Source organism: Microbacterium lacus, assembly GCF_044794305.1.
GTDB lineage: Bacteria > Actinomycetota > Actinomycetes > Actinomycetales > Microbacteriaceae > Microbacterium > Microbacterium lacus_B.
Window position 1 is genome coordinate 1,596,847 of the sequence record NZ_CP084996.1, and the last position, 16,532, is coordinate 1,613,378.

18 protein-coding genes and 1 tRNA gene are annotated in these 16,532 nt (G+C 67.0%); 9 read left to right on the forward strand and 10 right to left on the reverse strand.

Going from position 1 to position 16,532, the window contains the following annotated elements; translation table 11 throughout:
- The first annotated feature begins 18 nt into the window (after positions 1-18).
- Both LG299_RS07780 and LG299_RS07785 read left to right on the forward strand, forming a co-directional pair.
- Complete coding sequence (locus tag LG299_RS07780; RefSeq protein ID WP_404434529.1) at positions 19-1,068, forward strand: NADP-dependent oxidoreductase; 1,050 nt, start codon at positions 19-21, stop codon at positions 1,066-1,068.
- Between the two features lie 27 nt (positions 1,069-1,095).
- A complete protein-coding gene (locus LG299_RS07785) occupies positions 1,096-1,602 on the forward strand; it encodes a gluconokinase (protein WP_404434531.1) in 507 nt (168 codons plus the stop codon).
- Between the two features lie 17 nt (positions 1,603-1,619).
- On the opposite strand, the gene LG299_RS07790 is transcribed toward LG299_RS07785, so the two are convergent.
- Genes LG299_RS07790 through LG299_RS07800 form a run of 3 tightly spaced genes read right to left on the reverse strand, consistent with a single transcriptional unit; the run spans position 1,620 to position 4,803 of the window.
- Positions 1,620-2,324: a glycosyltransferase gene (locus LG299_RS07790; RefSeq protein WP_404434532.1), complete on the reverse strand. Its 705-nt coding sequence runs from the start codon at positions 2,322-2,324 to the stop codon at positions 1,620-1,622.
- Positions 2,321-3,718 carry a PIG-L family deacetylase gene (locus LG299_RS07795; RefSeq protein ID WP_404434533.1) on the reverse strand — a complete coding sequence of 466 codons (1,398 nt, stop codon included), beginning with the start codon at positions 3,716-3,718 and terminating at the stop codon, positions 2,321-2,323. Before LG299_RS07795 ends, LG299_RS07790 begins: the two co-directional genes overlap by 4 nt.
- Entirely contained in the window at positions 3,715-4,803 is a 1,089-nt protein-coding gene (locus LG299_RS07800; protein WP_404434535.1) for an acyl-CoA dehydrogenase, read from the reverse strand. The genes LG299_RS07795 and LG299_RS07800 overlap by 4 nt, the downstream gene beginning before the upstream one ends.
- A gap of 225 nt (positions 4,804-5,028) precedes the next feature.
- On the opposite strand from LG299_RS07800, the gene LG299_RS07805 reads away from it, so the two are divergent.
- Positions 5,029-5,199 (forward strand): CsbD family protein, encoded by a 171-nt coding sequence (locus tag LG299_RS07805; protein ID WP_404434536.1) that lies wholly within the window; start codon positions 5,029-5,031, stop codon positions 5,197-5,199.
- A 231-nt stretch (positions 5,200-5,430) separates the two neighbouring features.
- Positions 5,431-6,561, forward strand: coding sequence for a serine hydrolase domain-containing protein (locus tag LG299_RS07810; RefSeq protein WP_404434538.1), 1,131 nt, complete (start codon positions 5,431-5,433; stop codon positions 6,559-6,561).
- Positions 6,562-6,636: 75 nt separating this feature from the next.
- On the opposite strand, the gene LG299_RS07815 is transcribed toward LG299_RS07810, so the two are convergent.
- Positions 6,637-6,709, reverse strand: a tRNA-Arg gene (locus tag LG299_RS07815).
- A 47-nt stretch (positions 6,710-6,756) separates the two neighbouring features.
- Complete coding sequence (locus tag LG299_RS07820) at positions 6,757-7,359, reverse strand: asparagine synthase (protein ID WP_404434539.1); 603 nt, start codon at positions 7,357-7,359, stop codon at positions 6,757-6,759.
- 77 nt (positions 7,360-7,436) lie between these two features.
- Between LG299_RS07820 and LG299_RS07825 the strand changes: the two genes are divergently transcribed.
- From LG299_RS07825 to LG299_RS07845, 5 genes are all read left to right on the forward strand, one after another.
- Positions 7,437-8,315 (forward strand): SDR family NAD(P)-dependent oxidoreductase, encoded by an 879-nt coding sequence (locus tag LG299_RS07825; RefSeq protein WP_404434540.1) that lies wholly within the window; start codon positions 7,437-7,439, stop codon positions 8,313-8,315.
- Between the two features lie 124 nt (positions 8,316-8,439).
- Positions 8,440-9,129 carry a hypothetical protein gene (locus tag LG299_RS07830; protein ID WP_404434542.1) on the forward strand — a complete coding sequence of 230 codons (690 nt, stop codon included), beginning with the start codon at positions 8,440-8,442 and terminating at the stop codon, positions 9,127-9,129.
- A gap of 170 nt (positions 9,130-9,299) precedes the next feature.
- On the forward strand, positions 9,300-9,497 hold the full coding sequence (locus LG299_RS07835) for a hypothetical protein (RefSeq protein ID WP_404434544.1): 198 nt from the start codon (positions 9,300-9,302) through the stop codon (positions 9,495-9,497).
- A gap of 166 nt (positions 9,498-9,663) precedes the next feature.
- Positions 9,664-10,083, forward strand: a complete 420-nt coding sequence (locus tag LG299_RS07840; RefSeq protein WP_404434546.1) for a DUF4383 domain-containing protein — start codon at positions 9,664-9,666, stop codon at positions 10,081-10,083.
- 20 nt (positions 10,084-10,103) lie between these two features.
- Complete coding sequence (locus LG299_RS07845) at positions 10,104-10,610, forward strand: hypothetical protein (protein WP_404434547.1); 507 nt, start codon at positions 10,104-10,106, stop codon at positions 10,608-10,610.
- 12 nt (positions 10,611-10,622) lie between these two features.
- Here LG299_RS07845 and LG299_RS07850 read toward each other — a convergent pair whose 3' ends face one another.
- From LG299_RS07850 to LG299_RS07870, 5 genes are all read right to left on the reverse strand, one after another.
- Positions 10,623-11,567 carry an aldose 1-epimerase family protein gene (locus tag LG299_RS07850; RefSeq protein WP_404434549.1) on the reverse strand — a complete coding sequence of 315 codons (945 nt, stop codon included), beginning with the start codon at positions 11,565-11,567 and terminating at the stop codon, positions 10,623-10,625.
- Positions 11,568-11,571: 4 nt separating this feature from the next.
- Positions 11,572-13,083: an L-arabinose isomerase gene (araA, locus tag LG299_RS07855; RefSeq protein WP_404434551.1), complete on the reverse strand. Its 1,512-nt coding sequence runs from the start codon at positions 13,081-13,083 to the stop codon at positions 11,572-11,574.
- An 18-nt stretch (positions 13,084-13,101) separates the two neighbouring features.
- Positions 13,102-14,682, reverse strand: a complete 1,581-nt coding sequence (locus tag LG299_RS07860; protein WP_404434552.1) for a xylulokinase — start codon at positions 14,680-14,682, stop codon at positions 13,102-13,104.
- Positions 14,679-15,416: an L-ribulose-5-phosphate 4-epimerase gene (locus LG299_RS07865; RefSeq protein ID WP_404434841.1), complete on the reverse strand. Its 738-nt coding sequence runs from the start codon at positions 15,414-15,416 to the stop codon at positions 14,679-14,681. The genes LG299_RS07860 and LG299_RS07865 overlap by 4 nt, the downstream gene beginning before the upstream one ends.
- A 79-nt stretch (positions 15,417-15,495) precedes the next feature.
- Complete coding sequence (locus LG299_RS07870; protein ID WP_404434554.1) at positions 15,496-16,515, reverse strand: LacI family DNA-binding transcriptional regulator; 1,020 nt, start codon at positions 16,513-16,515, stop codon at positions 15,496-15,498.
- Positions 16,516-16,532 lie beyond the last annotated feature (17 nt).

Sequence of the window (16,532 nt, forward strand, 5' to 3'; positions counted from 1 at the left end):
CCAGAGATGGTGAGGATCATGGCACGCAAGGTTCGCGACGCAGCCTGGTACGAGTACGTCGAGTACGGAGACGCCGATGTGCTCCAACGCGTGTCGGGCCCGCTCGATGAACCGGGCCCGGGCCACGTCACGGTCGAGGTGATGACCACGGCCATCAACCACATGGACGCGTTCCTGCGCAACGGCAAAGAGCAGACCTGGTCGGACCTCCCCTGGCCCCGCCGGTCCGGCAGTGACTTCGCGGGCGTCGTCACGGCCGTCGGCGCCGGAACCACCGCCTTCAAGGTCGGGTCCGAAGTCATCGGCTACACCCGCACGGGCGCGCATGCGACCCACATCACCGTGCCCGCCGGCGCCCTGGTCACCAAACCGAAGAGCATCGAGTGGGAAGTCGCCGGCAGCCTCTACCTGGCGGGCGCGACAGCGCTCGATATCCTCGACGAACTGCGCATCGGCCCGGGCGACGTGATCGTGGTCTCGGCCGCAGCCGGCGGCGTCGGCAGCCTTCAGGTGCAGCTCGCCAAGCAGCGTGGCGCGCGCGTGATCGGCACCTGCGGCGAGCGCAACTTCGACTACCTCCGCCAGATCGGGGTGTCGCCGGTCAAGTACGGCGACGACATGGTCGAGCGCATCCGCCGCGCCGCAGGGGGCCCGGTGACGGCGTTCATCGACAACTTCGGCAAAGACGGCGCCGACATCGCCGAAGCCCTCGGAGTGCTCGAGGCCAAATACCGATCGAGCGAGTACCGCCGCGAGGTCGAGTTGCGGCTTCTGCAGGACGACCCGGCGTCGATCGCGCACGGCACCGCGCAACTCACCAAACTCACGGCACTGCTCGGTCAGGGCGCGTTTCGCATGCTCGTGTCCGGCCTCTACCCCCTCGACGACATCATCGACGCGTTCGAAGACCTCGCGCGCCTGCACTCACGCGGAAAGATCGTGCTCGCCACGCGTCCGGTCACCACCTACCGCACGCTCAAGGCCCGCGATGTGCAAGACCGCATCAGCGATCAGCAAGACGACCTGCGCCGCGCGATGACCGGGCCGGTTCCCGTCGCCGCACGGTAGAACGGCGCGCTCGCTACGCTGGCAAGCGTGACCGCGACATCCGCCCCACCCCGCATCGTCGTGATGGGGGTTTCTGCGGCCGGCAAGTCGACCGTGGCAAAGGGTGTCGCCGAGGCCCTCGGCATCCCCTTCGTCGACGCCGATGACTTGCATCCGCCCTCAAATGTCACCAAGATGGCCGGCGGCGAAGCCCTCACCGACGACGACCGCGCACCCTGGCTGACCCTCGTCGGCGAGGCACTCGCCAACGCCGAACGAGGTCTCGTGATCGCGTGTTCCGCGCTGCGGCGGCGGTATCGGGATCAGATTCGGGATGCTGCATCCGACGCCTTCTTCATCTTTCTCGACGCCGACCCAGCCCTGCTGCGCGCACGCGCCGCCGCCCGCGCGAACCACTTCATGCCCCCTGCCCTGCTGCACTCGCAACTGGCGACCCTCGAACCGCTCGAGGCCGACGAACCCGGGGTCCGGATTGACGTGGAGCCCGCGCCCGAGATGGTGATCGCTGAGGCGATCAAGAGCATCAAGACCTGACGGACACACCGCCACGGTCAGCGCTTCGCCCCCAGCATCTCCGCTTGCGCGCGGAGGTAACCGGCGTAGCCGCCGGGCGTGCGGCCGACCGTGCGCCCCGATGTGAGCACTTCGGCAGCATCGCTCTCGGCGATCGCGACACCCGCGTGGCGGCACGCCTGGACCAGGCCGACGTCTTCGTGTTCGGGCAGCTCGGCGAAGCCGCCGACGGCACGGTAGGCACTGGCGCGGATGCCGAGGTTCGCGCCGTGAGTATGGCCGTTGGGCTGTCCAGGTATATGTGTACTGAGCCAGTGCTGCTGGTGGCGCGGGTGGAGGTCGTCGAACTCAGGCCGGACAGTGCCGATCACGACATCGGCTCCAGCCTTGGCGAGCTCGAGCTGAACCGTCAGCCAATTCGCTGGCACAACCGAGTCAGCGTCGGTGTTCGCAATCCACACGCGGCGCTCGGGTACACGCGCGTGCGCGGCGAGCGCGGCCTCGACTCCGTGGGCGCGCGCACGGCCCACGAGGTGCGCGTCGATATGGCTCACGGCAAAGGGGTAGCCGGCCGCGATCACCGCAGAGTCGTCGCTACAGGCATCCATCACCACCTCCACGTGAGTCGGAAGATCGACAGCGGCGACAGCAACCGCGATCGAGTCCAGGCAACGCCCCAGCAGTGCCTGCTCGTCGTGGACGGGCACGACCACGACGACGGCTGTGATACTCGACCGGCTCACGCGATGCCCTCCCTGCGTGCCACCGAGACGGTGGGTCTGCGACCGAACACCTCGAGCACGAAATCTTCTTCTTCGTGGAGTACGAGCCGCTCCCACGCGTGATGAGCGCGTAGCGCGGCGTGGACGGAATCGCCCGTCTGCGGATATGCGACGACCGGGTGTCGCCAGTGGCAGGCAACGAGATGGCCGCCCTCGGACAGTGCCGCGTCGATCAGCTCGATCGTGCGCTCGAGATCGTCGACCGAAAGGTAGTAGCCGACCTCCGAGAAGACGATCGTGTCGAAGGAACCGCCGGGCCAGTCGTCGGGGACGTGGCCGTGCGTGAGTGTGACCGAGGGTGACGCTAGGCGCTCCTGCGCCACCTCCAGCGCCGCCTCGGAGGCATCTAGCGCGAGGACGTGATCGGCGCGGGCCGCCAGCTCGCGTGTGATGTGACCGGTCGAGCATCCGATTTCGAGGACTTTTCCGAGTCGGTGCGTGGTGAGGGAAGCCATCAGCACCGCGCGCTTGCGCTCTTCGTACCACCGCGTCTCGAAGCCCCAAGGGTCGTCATCGTTGCGTTTGTAGAAGTCGTCGAACCACTCACTGTTGAGCGACTGAGTGGTGAGCGCCTTGGTGGCGGCCGACTCGCTGACATCCGTCGATTCGACGATGAACAGCTCGATGGGACGCGAGAAGTGCGCCTTCATGTCGTCGGAAATGATCGCCTCGTCGCCCGGCGCGGCTGAAAGCGGTGAGGTCTGCGAGACGTGCATGCTGAGCGCGCGGCCCTTGCCCGAACGTTCCGCTTCCACCAGCTCGAGCCCGACCGCAACCTCCCACGGCACATCGTCCGGACGCCCCCAGTGCCAGAGCCAGATCGGGTAGCCGAGGTGGCAGATGCCGGTCGCCGACGCGACACGCGCGACGCACTCCGCGGTGACGCGGTGGTCCCGATGCCCGTCGCCCGACCAGGGCGCGACGAACGTGGTGTGCGGCAGATCATGAGAGATGACCTCGACCATTGCAGCGAGCACATCTTCGAGCTCGCGCGTACGCTCGCGCAGCCCACCATCAGGAAGCCCGAGAAAGTGGAGGTCGCAGCCGGGAGCCAGGGCGTCCGCCGCATGCCGGACCTCTCTGCGCCTGATCGAGCGAAGATCCGCCGGAGTGTGGGTCGTCGAGTGGGGGTGGGATGCCTCGCCGTCGGTCGCAACGATGACCGTCACTCGCCCGCCCGCCGCGCTCACCCGCTGCATGATGCCCGCCGCGCCGAGGGTCTCGTCGTCAGGATGAGCGGACACCACGATCAGATGATCGATGGCCGCGGCATCCAACGGTCGAACGCGCCGCATGCGCTCATCGCTCGCCCACACGTGCTCCGAGGTGCCCGATTCGAGATGTGTGAACGTCACTGCGATTCACCCGCCGCCTCGACGAGGGCACGGCCGATCCGCTCGGTATCGCGCACACCGTGGTGCTGTCGCAGATACAGGTGCAGGTCGGCGATCCTCCGCGCGTGCCGCTCGTCAGCAACCAACGGGAGGGGGCCGAGCGCAGCATCCGCCTCGCTCAATGCGCGCGTCGCGGCAGAGAAGACGGTGCCGCGCACGCGGTTCGCCAACAGGCGTTCACCGATGACCGCCGACCCGCCGTCGTCAATGAGTCCGGCCGCTTCGACCAGAACGCTACGCGCTGACCACATCGCCTCGTCGACGGTCCCGAGGTGCACGAGGGCGACCTGATCGGCGCGCTCGGACTGAGCCGCGCCCAGAAGCGAATCGGTGAGAGGCGCTGCGGCTCCCCACCAGCACGCGGCGACCGAAATACCTCCCCACGCGAACCCGGGACGCTGGAGGTACCATCCGGCGTCGCCGACCGGAATGGCGGGAACATCGTGAAAGTCGACGTCGGCGCTCACCACATTCTGCAGACCGCGCGCAACCCAGGGTCCGGCGTGCGGTCGCACCCCGGCATCGCGCAGGTTGACCGCGAACATCTGGCGCCCTCCGTCGACCGACGCGGTCACGAGGGCGTGCGTGAGGTGGGTCGCGAGCGAACACCAGGGCTTGGTTCCGTTCAGCCGCCACCCGTCCGCACTGTGTCGCGCCACGAGGGTCTTACCTGCGGCGCCTTCGGCAGCGAAGACACCCCAGGTCGACTCGGCGTCTGCACCCACACCGTCACACACGTTGTCTTTATCGAAGGCGGAGTCATGATCGAATGCGGATGCCGCCTGCCGAAGAATGCTCAGCGCGTCAAGGTGGGGCTCGAGCATCCGCGCAGCGGCGACATCGACGGCCGCGGTGGCAGCGAGAAGTTCCCACAGCTCGCGCGTGCGCCCGTAGCCGATGAACGGGGCGGACTTGCCCACCTCGACGCACCAGGAGAGAGTGGCGGCGACATCGACGCCGAAACCGTCGATCGAGCGCGCGGCAGAGATCGCCTGGGCGACGAGCGGACTGTCTTCTCCCGTCGCGGCGAGCGCAGTGGCAACCATCGCGTTCTCCTCTTTCGATGAGAGTAGGTCGAGGCGCGCCCCGATGTGCGCCCCTTGACAAGCGCGCGCAGGGTGGTCTAGCCGGGTCCACGGCGACGTGGCAGGTCGCAGTGATCACTCCTCGAACGCGTTGTCAACCCCCTCGATCGCAGGCGTCAGAGGGCGTCAACTAGAGACACGAGTCGCGCACCATCAGCCGCGTGGCGATCACAGAAGGAGACCTTCATGGGTGTCGACGACAAGATCAAGAACGCCGCTCAGGACCTCGGCGGCAAAGCCAAAGAGGCGACGGGGAAGGCTACCGACAACGAACGCCTCGAGGCCGAGGGTCACGGCGACCAAGCAGAAGCCAAGATGAAGAAGGCCGGCGAAAACGTCAAGGACGCTTTCAAGTAACCCTTCACCTTCGGTATCGGTTCGCAGCGGCCGGGAACAGAAACGTTCCCGGCCGCTGCCGGGCTTTCCCCGCCGACAGGACAAAGAAAAACGTACGGGTCCTCGATCGATTCAACTGGCTCACGTAGTCGTGCTCCACAGGTCTGGTGGGTGGGTTGAAAGTCGGGCACTCTAAAGCCAGCACCGCGCCGACGCCCAGATCCCGAACACCGAACTCGACCGTGAGCCGCGTTGCACGCCACGCCGGCTCAACAACTCTCGACCGCCGCGGCGGACTACCGACAGGGAGTGACCGGAGGCGGCATGTGGCTGTCCCGTATGGCGCACGTCGCGATCCCTGTTCTGGTGCTCACGTCGATCTCTGGTTGCGCGGCCGACCCCAGAGAAGCCCGGCGAACAGCGAGCACGGCGATCATCCAAGAGGATGTTCCCGAAGGCGCGCCGGGGTGCTCCGCAGCCATCGCGATCGATGGTGAGGTCGTTTGGGCTGACGCGCGCGGGCTGGCGAACCTCGATGACGGCACAGAGTTCACGACGTCCACCCCGATTCACATCGCCTCGACGGGAAAACAGTTCACCGCGATGGCGGTGCTCATGCTCGCTGAGCGAGGTGACCTGTCTCTGGAGGAGTCGCCCGCTGACTATCTGGACGGGATACCCGCGTGGGCGCAACAACTGACGCTCACCGACCTGCTCCAGCACACCTCTGGAGTAGCGGACGTGGTGTCCTTGAACACGAGTGTCTTCGGTACGCCGCCGCTGACGAACACCGATGCCCTCGAGTTCGTGAGAACGAGTCCCCTCGCCCAGCCCGGGACCCCGGGCGAGTTCGAGTACTCCAACACGAACTACGCGTTGCTCGCCGACATCGTCGCCGAGGTCACCCACACCGATTTCGCCGCGTGGATGGAGGGGAATGTCTTCGCGCCGCTGGGCCTCGAGGCAAGGATCGGCGCAGCGCTTCCCTCTGATCCCGTTGGCTACGAGGTCGAGGTGACCGGCGAGTTCACTGAGATGGAACCATTGCCGTGGGTGCTGAGCGGAGCGGGCTTTGTCACGATGACGCCCTCGGAGTTGGTCCGCTGGGGCGACCAACTGCGTGAACCGTCACTGGTAAGCGCCGAGACGCTGGCAGATGCTCTGAGTAGCGGCGCACTCCTGGACGATGGGTCTCGCTACGGACCGGGTCTGTACGTCTTTCCGGATGGTGGACTCGGACATCCCGGAGAAGGAGCCGGTCTGCACACCGCGTTCGGGGTCAGCGCGGACGGGCACACGGTGGGCGCCGTGTCGTGCAATCAGGACGGGATCGACATGGCAGGCATGGGCCACGACCTCGTCGAAGTTTGGTTCGACGAGTGATCGGACAATGGTCCCTGCAAAAGAAAAAAGTGCCGGTTTCCCGACACTTTTCCCAATCACTGTCTCAACACAGTGTGCGCCCGAAGAGACTCGAACTCCCAACCTTCTGATCCGTAGTCAGATGCTCTATCCATTGAGCTACGGGCGCATCGGCCATTTTCTTGCGAGCAGGCCAGCGTCCAGAATACCCCACGCTCACGCCTGCCGCGAATCGAGCGCGTCGCCTCCGTCGGCAGAGTCCGCCTCAGCTTCGTCCGCGGCAGCACGACGCTTGTTCGACGCCAGCCTGGGTAGGTCGATCAGCCGCAGCGACTGCATGCGCGCTGCGCGCATCATCTCGTAGTCGGGGTCAAGGTCTGCGCGCATCCCCTCGACTTTCAGACGCCGTTGCAGGTTGGACTCGACGTCGCCCCACGCGGCCTCCCGAGCCTGCGCCACGAGCGCAGAAACGGCGGTGGGGTCGGATGCCTGGCGGCGCAGCTCTTTCGCCACACCGCGGTACTGCTTGTGGCGTTTACGCAGGTTGCGGGTGTCACGGTCGCGATAGTCGTGCGTGCCGTCGGGGTCGGTGAACTTTCCCCACGCCTTCTTACGCTGTTTATGGGCGAGATCGGCCGCCGCATCCTGCTCATCAGCCAGCGCGATCAGGGTGTCGTGAGCGAAGACTCCGACGACGGCGGGGTCGAAGTCTGCGCCGTGCGCGATCGCCTCTACGAGGATGTGATTGCGCACCGCGAGACGCGCCGCGGCCGCGGCGATCGAGACGCCCTCGGCGACAGCATCCGCAGTCTTCCCCACACCCTGAGGGTACCGGTCAGTACCGAGCGTCCACGTCGGCGAGAATCGATTGTCGATCAACGACGAGGAGACAGAAGATGAGCAGGATGCCGCAGCTCGATGTGCGCGGACGCACCACGGTGATCACCGGTGCCGCCAGCGGCATGGGCGCCGACGTCGCGCGCGATCTCGCGAACCGCGGAGCCCACCTTGCGCTGGTCGACCGCAATGCGAACGGGCTCGCCGAGGTTGCGGCATCCATCTCCTCCCTGCCCCGCGTGGCGCGCGGTGCCGAACCCGTCGTCACAACCCACCAGGTCGACCTCACCGACGACGCGGCCGTGCGCGCGCTCGCGGGCGAGATCGAGGTAGCCCACCCACGGGTGCAGGCTCTCATCACGTGTGCGGGTTCGTCGATGCTCGGCAACATCGACCAGGTCACCATGGAAGAGATGCGCTGGCTGATGGACGTGAACCTCTGGGGCACGGTCAACATCACACAGGCTCTGCTGCCGGCATTGCGTCGCGAACCCGCCGCGCACATCACGCACCTCGTGTCGATCTATGGTCTGGCCGCGCCCGCCGGTCGCATTCCGTACGCGATGAGCAAGTTCGCCGTGCGCGGGTTCAGCGAAGCACTTCGTCACGAGCTCGAGCACTCCACGGTCAGCGTCGGAGCGGTATACCCGGCCGGAGTGAAGACCGGCATCATTCTGCACGGCCGTTTCGCCGCGGCGATCGACCCGGCGATCGCCCAGCGCGCCGCGAACGCGCAGGCGAAGATGTACCACACCGAGCCCGTCGACGCCGCGCGCAAGATCGTCGACGCGACCGTAAACCGCAAGCCCCGCACGATGGTCGGGCGCGAAGCGCGTCTCGTGGACGTACTCACGCGACTCAGCCCGAACCACTACTGGGCGCCGATGCGCAAACCCCTCAAAGACGCGATCGACACCACCACGCCGATCACGCGCTGAGCGGGCGCGACCGACCCCTTGACGGTGAGCCCGGCAAGGAGGATGCTGGTCGCGCCTGGCCCGCGGATCAGGCAATCCAGCGTCGTGGGGACGGATGCTGATGGAACTCAGAAAATGGGGGGCGATGGCAACCCGTGTTGCCGTTTGTGCGGTGATTGCGGCGGGCCTTGCGTCGTGCGACGGTGCCCCAGCAACGAGCCAGTATCCCCACGCATCTTCGGCCGGTGGTGCTTCGCCGGAGCCGACCGCCGACATGGTGGCGCACACGTTCTCACTTCCGCCGTTCCCCTCGTTCCAGGCATCCGCTCCCCGGACGTGGAATGCCGTAGACGGGTGGGTACTGAATCGCGACCCCTGCGCCGACGCGGGCTGCACCGAAGAAGACACGATGATGGCCGTGATGTGGTGGCGGGTCACCGAGGTCTACGCAGAGCCCTGCAACTGGCAGGGCAGCACGTTCGACCCTGGACAGACCGTCACAGACCTGGCGACGGCGCTGAGCGCGGTTCCCACGCGCAACGCCTCCGAACCTGTGCCGACGTCTGTGGATGGGGCTCAGGGTCTCTACCTCGAGTGGAGCGTGCCGAGTGATGCCGACTTTGCCGTATGCGACGACGGCATTTTCGAGTCCTGGACGGGAGATGTCGGCGGAACCGATAGATACCAGCAGGCACCCGGGCAAGTCGACAGAATCTGGATCGTCGACGTCGATGGTGAGCGTTTGGTGATCAATGCCTTCTTCCTCCCCGCGACGCCCGAGGCGGACCGGCGCGAAATCGACGCCGTCATCAATTCCATTGAGTTCGAGCGATAGAGCTGCCGGAGGGAAACGACCGATTCAGCCCTGCTCGGGGCTGCGACCGCCCTTCACCGGTGCAATTCACGCGGGCTGTATCAAGTGGATGCCTCGGACGCAAGGCCCGTGATGATCTCGCGACGACGACGTAGCGTCGTAACCGCACACCTTTACGAAAGGAGCAAGTCATGGGATTCATCGATGACGCCAAGAAGACGGCGGAAGCCGTCGGCGAGAAGATTGCCGACACGTGGGAGGACACCACGGAGCGGGTCAGCGACAAGTCGGACGAGATGAAGGCCGACGCCGAGGTCAAGAAGGCCGAAGCCGAGCGTGACTCGGTCCACAAGCGCAACGAGATCAGGGAAGACCTGCGCGACAGCTGATCTCGCGAAAGACCGCCGCGTCGCGGCGAACGACGGGGGGCCTCGGAGATTACTCGGGGGCCTTCTGTTCTTGCCCGGTGGACGGGCATAAGGCAAACCGATCGGCGCGAGGCTCCGAACAGATACAGACACGGCATATCCGCCGTGCGTGAACCGGGAGGTCCTCATGCGATCGTCACCCAACCGCCTCGTCGCTACGATCTTCGGCGCGGTATACCTACTCGTCGGAGCCCTGGGATTCGCCGTCACCGGCGGCGTGGGCTTCATCGCCACCGAGGGAGGGCTTCTCCTCGGCGTCTTCCAAGTCAATCCGCTGCACAACATCGCTCACCTGCTGATCGGTGGAGCGCTGCTGATCGCCGGATTGTCGTCGGTAGTTGCCGCCAAGACGGTCAATGTCATCGTCGGAGCGACCTACCTGCTTCTCGGAATCATCGGCTTCTTCCTCGTCGGAACGGCGCTCAACATCCTGGCGCTGAACACCGCTGACCACTTCCTTCACCTCGCGAGCGCCGTTGTGCTGCTCGGAGTCGGCCTCGCCGCCGACAAAGCTGTGAAGACCAACGTGTCGGGCCGTACGGCCTGATGCACACCCAGGAGTCCGCGATGAATGCCCGAGCCGGAATGCCCGCCTGGGCTGCGGTGACGGCATGGGGGGCCGGACTCCTCGAGCTCGCACTCGGTGCTGGCGCCTTCGGGGGTGCCGGGGGAAACACCGTCCGCGTCTTGGGCATCACTCTTGTGATGCTCGGCGCAGCGGGGCTCGTATGGGGGGCCGCGACGCTCACCCGAGGACGACTCATCGTTCCTCGGGTGGGCGTCTCCGGCGCCCTCCTCGGCATCGTGCTGACGGTGCTGACCGTCGCCGCCGACCCTGCTCGGGTGAGCGTGCTGACGGCGGCCGCAGCATCCGTCCTACTCATCGTCACTGCGCTCGCGTGCGCACGACAGAGTCGCAAGAGAGCGGATGCTGCTCCCCCGCGTATCGCGGTGCTCTTGGTCGCGGGAGTTCTCGTCTCGGCCGTGGTTACTCCGGCGCTCAGCGCCAGCGAGGCCGGGCAGCATGCCGTGCCGCACGGCGAACACACATTCGTCGACCCCGGCCACCACTAGACCCAGGCCGGATCAGAAGGCGGAGATCGTCCAGGAAGCTGCCGACGAAGCGCCCGGCTCGAGCACGATCAGTCCCGCATCGTAGTCATAGTTCGCGGCGTTGAACGCGTCGGGCGCGCAGGTCATCGGCTCGACCGCGAGGCCGGTCCGGTGCCCGGGCTTGCCCACACCCTTGTCGGCCGTGTGGATCTGCACCCAGGGGCACGCGGCATCCCACGTCATCTGCACGCCATGACCGTCTGCCGCCTCGACGCGCACGGTCGCGATGCCGTTGTCGTCTCGCGCCAAGCCCGTGTAGGCGTGGTCGATCTCCACTGCCTCGATCTGGCGCGGCTCGCGGAAGTCGAAACGCGTCGGGTCGTCGGCCTCGACCGGGCGAAGACCCGTCGGGATCAACCGGTCCGGAGTGACCGCGAGCACCTCGACGGCTGGGAGCGTCAGAGTCCAGTCATCGACCGTTCCCGCACCCGCGACGAGGTAGGGGTGGGGGCCGGTGCCCCAGGGCGCGGCCTCCGCACTTTCGTTGGTCGCGGTGACGGTCTGCGTGAGACCGTGGGCGTCGAGCGTGAACAGCAGCTCTACCACCACACGCCACGGGTACGCGCCCTGCGGCTCGATGGTGGCCGTGAGCGTCGCCGTGCTGGCGTTAGCGTCGACGAGCACGAAGTCGAGCCAGCTGGCGAGGCCGTGCAGAGCATGGTTCCGGGCGATCTCGTTGATGGCGACCTGAAGGTCGCGACCGTCGAAAGAGTACGTCCCGTCGACCACACGGTTCGGCCAGGGCGCCAGTAATGCACCGCGGTGTGCCGGGCGCACCTCGTCGGCCTCGAACGGCACGATCAGGTCGCGTCCGTCAGAAGTGAGCGAGCGCACAGTCCCGCCGACGCTCGCGATGACGGCCTCATAGGCCCCTGCGCGAAGTGTGTGCTGGACGCCCGAAAGCGGAGTACGTGCCATGAATTCAGATCCCCTGAGCGAGTCGGTAATACGCCTGGTTCCACCGCAGCTCGCGCTGGAAGTCGCGAACCGTGGTGTCTTCGTCGATGACGACGAGTTCGGTTTTCGCGATTTCCGCGAAGTCGCGGAACACATCGATGCCGACGGCGGTCGTCATCACAGTATGGTGTGCGGCGCCCGCGGCGAGCCAGCATCCGGCGCTCGTCGCGAAATCGGGCGCTGGCTTCCACACGGCTCGACCGACCGGCAGCTTGGGCAGATCGGGAGCGTCGACGTTCTCGACGACATTCGCGACAAGGCGGAAACGGTCGCGCATGTCGCTCATCGCGACCACGAGCGCAGGCCCGGGGTCAGCGGTGAAGACCAGGCGCACAGGGTCATCCTTGCCGCCGATTCCGAGCGGGTGCACTTCGAGGCGCGGCTTGGCGGTGGTGAGCGACGGCGAGACCTCGAGCATGTGCGCGCCGAGGATACGCTCCGCCCCGGGGACCAGGTCGTACGTGTAGTCCTCCATGAGACTCGCGCCGCCGGGCAGACCCGCGCCCATGACGTTCGCGACGCGCACGAGGATCGCGGTCTTCCAGTCGCCTTCGGCGCCGAAGCCGTAGCCCTCGGCCATGAGCCGCTGCACGGCGAGGCCCGGCAGCTGCTTGAGCGCACCGAGGTCTTCGAACGACGTCGTGAAGGCACCGAAGCCGCCTTGCTCGAGGAACGAGCGCAGCCCGATCTCAATCGCGGCGCCGTCGCGCAACGATTGGTGGCGGTCGGCGCCGGGGAGCAGTTCTTCGGCCACGTCGTACTCGTCGACGTAGACAGAGACGAGAGCATCGATCTCGGCATCCGTCGCCTTCTCGACAGCGTCGACGAGTTCGTTCACGCCCCACGTGTTGACCTGCACGCCGAAGCGCAGCTCCGCCTCGGTCTTGTCGCCCTCGGTGACCGCGACGTAGCGCATGTTGTCGCCGAAGCGGGCGAGCTTGAGGGTGCGCGAGGCGGTCCAACCCGCGGCGGCGCGCTCCCAGTCCTCGATCTGCTGCAGGACAGTCGGGTTCGAGACGTGCCCGACGACCGTCTTGCGCGCGACCCCCAGGCGGGTCTGGATGTAGCCGAACTCGCGGTCGCCGTGCGCGGCCTGGTTCAGGTTCATGAAGTCGAAGTCGATGTCGGCCCAGGGCAGCTCGACGTTGGCCTGGGTGTGCAGGTGCAGCAGCGGCTTCTGCAGGGCGTCGAGGCCGGCGATCCACATCTTGGCGGGGCTGAAGGTGTGCATCCAGGCGATCACGCCGATGACGTCATCGCGGGCATTCACTTCGAGGGCCAGCCGGCGGATCGAGTCGGAGTCCTTGAGAACGGGCTTCCAGACGACCTTCACCGGCAGCCCGCCGAGGCCATCGGCCACGGCTTGGGACTGCTCGGCGACCTGCTGCAGCGTCTCTTCGCCGTAGAGGTTCTGGCTGCCGGTGACGAACCAGACCTCGTAGCTGTCGAGGGTGGTGGGAAGAGGAGTGCGGGTCATGACTTTTCCTTCGGTGTTTCAGAGGGCAGCGACCGCGGCCGACTCGATGGCGAGTCCGGCGCGGTAGCGGCCCAGGTAAGTGGCGAAGCCGGCAGCATCGGTGGCATCGGGTTCAGCGGTGACGATCTCGGCATCGGCGAAGATGCGCTGGGTGAGGTAGTCGCCGAGGGAGAGTTCGGTTTCGGATGCCGCGTACCCGGCGAGCACGGCCATCCCCCAGGCTCCGCCTTCGGAGGCGGTTTCACCCACGCTGACGGGAGCCTTGAGCGCCGCGGCGAGGAACCGCTGCGCGACGCCGGCGGTGCGGAACATGCCTCCGTGCGCGAACATCCGGTCCAGGCCCACGCCTTCACCCTCGAGCACTTCCATGCCGAGGGCGAGGGTGCCGAAGACGCCATACAGGTGGGAGCGCATGACGTTGGCGAGCGAGAACTCACTGTCCGGAGTGCGGACGAACAGCGGACGTCCCTCGTCCAGACCCGCGATCGGCTCACCCGCGAGGTAGTTGTAGGCGAGGAGCCCGCCGGCGTCCGCGCTCCCCACGAGAGCCTCGCGGAAGAGCGTGTCGTACACAGCGTCCTGGTCGAGCGGAGTGCCGGATGCCTCGGCGAACCGGGCGAACATCGCCACCCACGCCGCCAATTCGCTCGCTCCGTTGTTGCAGTGCACCATCGCCACGGGGTCACCCGAAGGCGTGGTCACGAGGTCGATCTCGTGGTGCAGCTTCTCGAGCGCGCGCTCGAGGACGACCATCGCGAAGATGCTCGTGCCTGCGCTCACGTTGCCCGTGCGCGGGGTGACCGCGTTGGTGGCGACCATGCCCGTGCCGGCGTCGCCTTCAGGAGGACAGAGACGGATGCCGGGCCGCAGTGTTCTGCTCGGGTCGAGCAGCGCGGCGCCTTCGGCGGTGAGCGTGCCCGCGTCGTCTCCGGCGAGGAGCACCTCGGGAAGGAGCCGCCGCAGAGTCGACGGGAGTCGGTCCGCGGCGAGGCCGTCGTACCGCGCGATCAGGTCGTCGTCGTAGTCACCGGTGGCCGAATCGATGGGGAACACGCCCGAGGCATCCCCCACTCCCAGCGCATGCCGGCCGGTCAGCCGCTCATGCACGTATCCGGCGAGGGTCGTGATCGACGCCAGCTGAGGCACGTGCGCTTCGCCATCGAGTACGGCCTGGTGCAGATGAGCGATCGACCACCGCAGCGGAATGTTCACGCCGAACAGCTCGGTCAGTTCTGCCGCGGCGGCACCGGTCGAAGTGTTGCGCCACGTGCGGAACGGTACGAGCAGGTCGCCCTCTGCGTCGAAGGCGAGGTAGCCGTGCATCATCGCCGAGATGCCGATGGCCCCGAACGAGTCGGGCACGACGCCGTGGCGTTCTTCGGCGTTCGTGACGAGGGCAGCATACGCGGACTGCACACCGGTCCACACGTGTTCGAGCGCGTAGGTCCAGGTGCGATCCTCGAACGCGTTCTCCCACTCGTGGCTGCCGACGGCCAGCACGGTCGCATCCTCTGCGATGAGGCAGGCCTTGATGCGGGTCGAGCCGAACTCGATACCGAGCGCTGTGCGGCCGTCGGTGATTGCTTGTGCGGCACTCATCGGCGCTCGTCCCCGCTCTGCCCGTAGACGTTCTGATACCGGTTGTACAGGCTGTCGATCCTGTCCTGCGGGATCGGAATCAGGGGGCCGGCCTCACGGGCGATGTGCACCGTGCGGGCCGCGTCTTCGCACATGACGGCAGCCTTGACCGCGTCTTTCGCAGTGACCCCGATCGTGAAGGGGCCGTGGTTCTGCATCAGGACCGCGCGGCTGCGGTGACCAGTGAGAGTCTCGACGATTCCGCGACCGATCGAGTCGTCGCCGATGATCGCGAACGGGCCGACAGGGATCGGCCCGCCGAACTCGTCGGCCATTCCGGTGATCACGCACGGAATCTCTTCGCCGCGCGCGGCCCAGGCGACGGCGTAGGTCGAGTGCGTGTGCACGACTCCCCCGACCTCGGGCATGTTCCGGTAGACGTACGCGTGGGCGGCCGTGTCGCTGGACGGACTGCGGTCGCTGCCGGGCGTGCCCTTGATCACGTTTCCGTCGAGATCGCACAGGATCATGTTCTCGGGAGCCAAGTCGTCGTACGACACACCCGACGGCTTGATCACGAAGAGGTCAGCACCGGGCACTCGGCCCGAAACGTTGCCACCGGTCCAGATCACAAGTCCGTAGCGGACCAATTCGGCGTGGAGTTTCGCGACCTCCTCGCGGAGAGAGGCGATGGATGCCTCGACCTCGGCGGTAAACCTCGGCGTCTGTGCGGGGGTCGTCACGGTGTCCTCCATTGGTGTGCTGCGAGTCGTGTCACTCTGCACGTCGTGTTTCTAGATGTTACCGGTAACAACGCCTGAGGTACAGCCCAATTCAAGCGCCGCTCGCGGGCGGTGCGGTCGAGGCCCGCGCAACCAGGGCGGGCGGCCCGGCCATCGCCACGGGGTGTAGCCCTGTCACTGCGGCGACGACACGTCGAGCCTCGCCCGCGATGTCGAGTCGCACGGTCGTCAGCGGTGGAGCGAAGAACGCGGCGTCGGGGTTGTCGTCGAACCCGACCACGCTGACGTCGTCGGGCACGCTGATTCCGAGCGCGCGCAGCCCGGCGATCAGCCCGAGCGCCATCTGATCGTTTGCCACCGCTACCGCCGTCGGCCCACCCGCTTCGCGCACAGCGGCCGCGACTTCGACGGCGAGTGCGTGGCCCGCCGACGCGGTCCAGTCTCCGCGCCAGTGCGCGCCGGTTCGGACCCCGGATGCCTCGACCTCTCGCGTGTATCCCTCATCCCGGGCTCCGGCTTCGAGCCAATCCTGCGGGCCAGAGATCACGGCGATTCGGCGGTGGCCGAGTTCGGCGAGGTGACGCACGGCCAGCGCGGCGCCCTCCGCCTGTCGCTGCGCGCCGGCCTCGGAATGCAGAGCGGTGAGCGGCACTGCGGGGTGGATCGAAGACAACGCCGCGAGGGTGGCAGCGTGCGGAGCCAAAACGATGATGCCGTCGACACCCTGCGCGAGCAGCCGGTCGGCAGCATCGATGACGGATGCTTCGTCCGCAGCATCCGCATACGCCGTCGCGATCCATCGCGATGCGGCCCGCGCCGCCGCCTCGAGCGCGGCGATCCCCACCGCGGGGCCGTACAGGGTCGCGTCGGACGCGATCACCCCGAGCGTGCGAGTGGTGCGGGTGCCGAGCGCGCGGGCCGCGTTGTTCACGCGGTAGCCAAGGGTCGCCATGGTCTCGACAACGCGAGCGCGGGTCTCGGGCCGGATGTTCGGATGGTCATTGAGCACCCGCGAAACGGTCTGGGTGGACACGCCGGCCGCGAGCGCGACCTCGCGCACGCCGACCCGCGCGGGCGGGGCGGCGATCTCGTTCGGCGTATTCGGCTCCATCGCGCTCACCCTACCCA

Coding starts and splice junctions, on each gene's coding strand:
- LG299_RS07825 (WP_404434540.1), top strand. CDS start 7,437: ATGAGCAGGATGCCGCAGCTCGATGTGCGCGGACGCACCACGGTGATC.
- LG299_RS07850 (WP_404434549.1), bottom strand. CDS start 11,567: ATGGCACGTACTCCGCTTTCGGGCGTCCAGCACACACTTCGCGCAGGG.
- araA (WP_404434551.1), bottom strand. CDS start 13,083: ATGACCCGCACTCCTCTTCCCACCACCCTCGACAGCTACGAGGTCTGG.
- LG299_RS07800 (WP_404434535.1), bottom strand. CDS start 4,803: ATGGTTGCCACTGCGCTCGCCGCGACGGGAGAAGACAGTCCGCTCGTC.
- LG299_RS07870 (WP_404434554.1), bottom strand. CDS start 16,515: ATGGAGCCGAATACGCCGAACGAGATCGCCGCCCCGCCCGCGCGGGTC.
- LG299_RS07805 (WP_404434536.1), top strand. CDS start 5,029: ATGGGTGTCGACGACAAGATCAAGAACGCCGCTCAGGACCTCGGCGGC.
- LG299_RS07860 (WP_404434552.1), bottom strand. CDS start 14,682: ATGAGTGCCGCACAAGCAATCACCGACGGCCGCACAGCGCTCGGTATC.
- LG299_RS07840 (WP_404434546.1), top strand. CDS start 9,664: ATGCGATCGTCACCCAACCGCCTCGTCGCTACGATCTTCGGCGCGGTA.
- LG299_RS07835 (WP_404434544.1), top strand. CDS start 9,300: ATGGGATTCATCGATGACGCCAAGAAGACGGCGGAAGCCGTCGGCGAG.
- LG299_RS07845 (WP_404434547.1), top strand. CDS start 10,104: ATGAATGCCCGAGCCGGAATGCCCGCCTGGGCTGCGGTGACGGCATGG.
- LG299_RS07780 (WP_404434529.1), top strand. CDS start 19: ATGGCACGCAAGGTTCGCGACGCAGCCTGGTACGAGTACGTCGAGTAC.
- LG299_RS07830 (WP_404434542.1), top strand. CDS start 8,440: ATGGCAACCCGTGTTGCCGTTTGTGCGGTGATTGCGGCGGGCCTTGCG.
- LG299_RS07865 (WP_404434841.1), bottom strand. CDS start 15,416: ATGGAGGACACCGTGACGACCCCCGCACAGACGCCGAGGTTTACCGCC.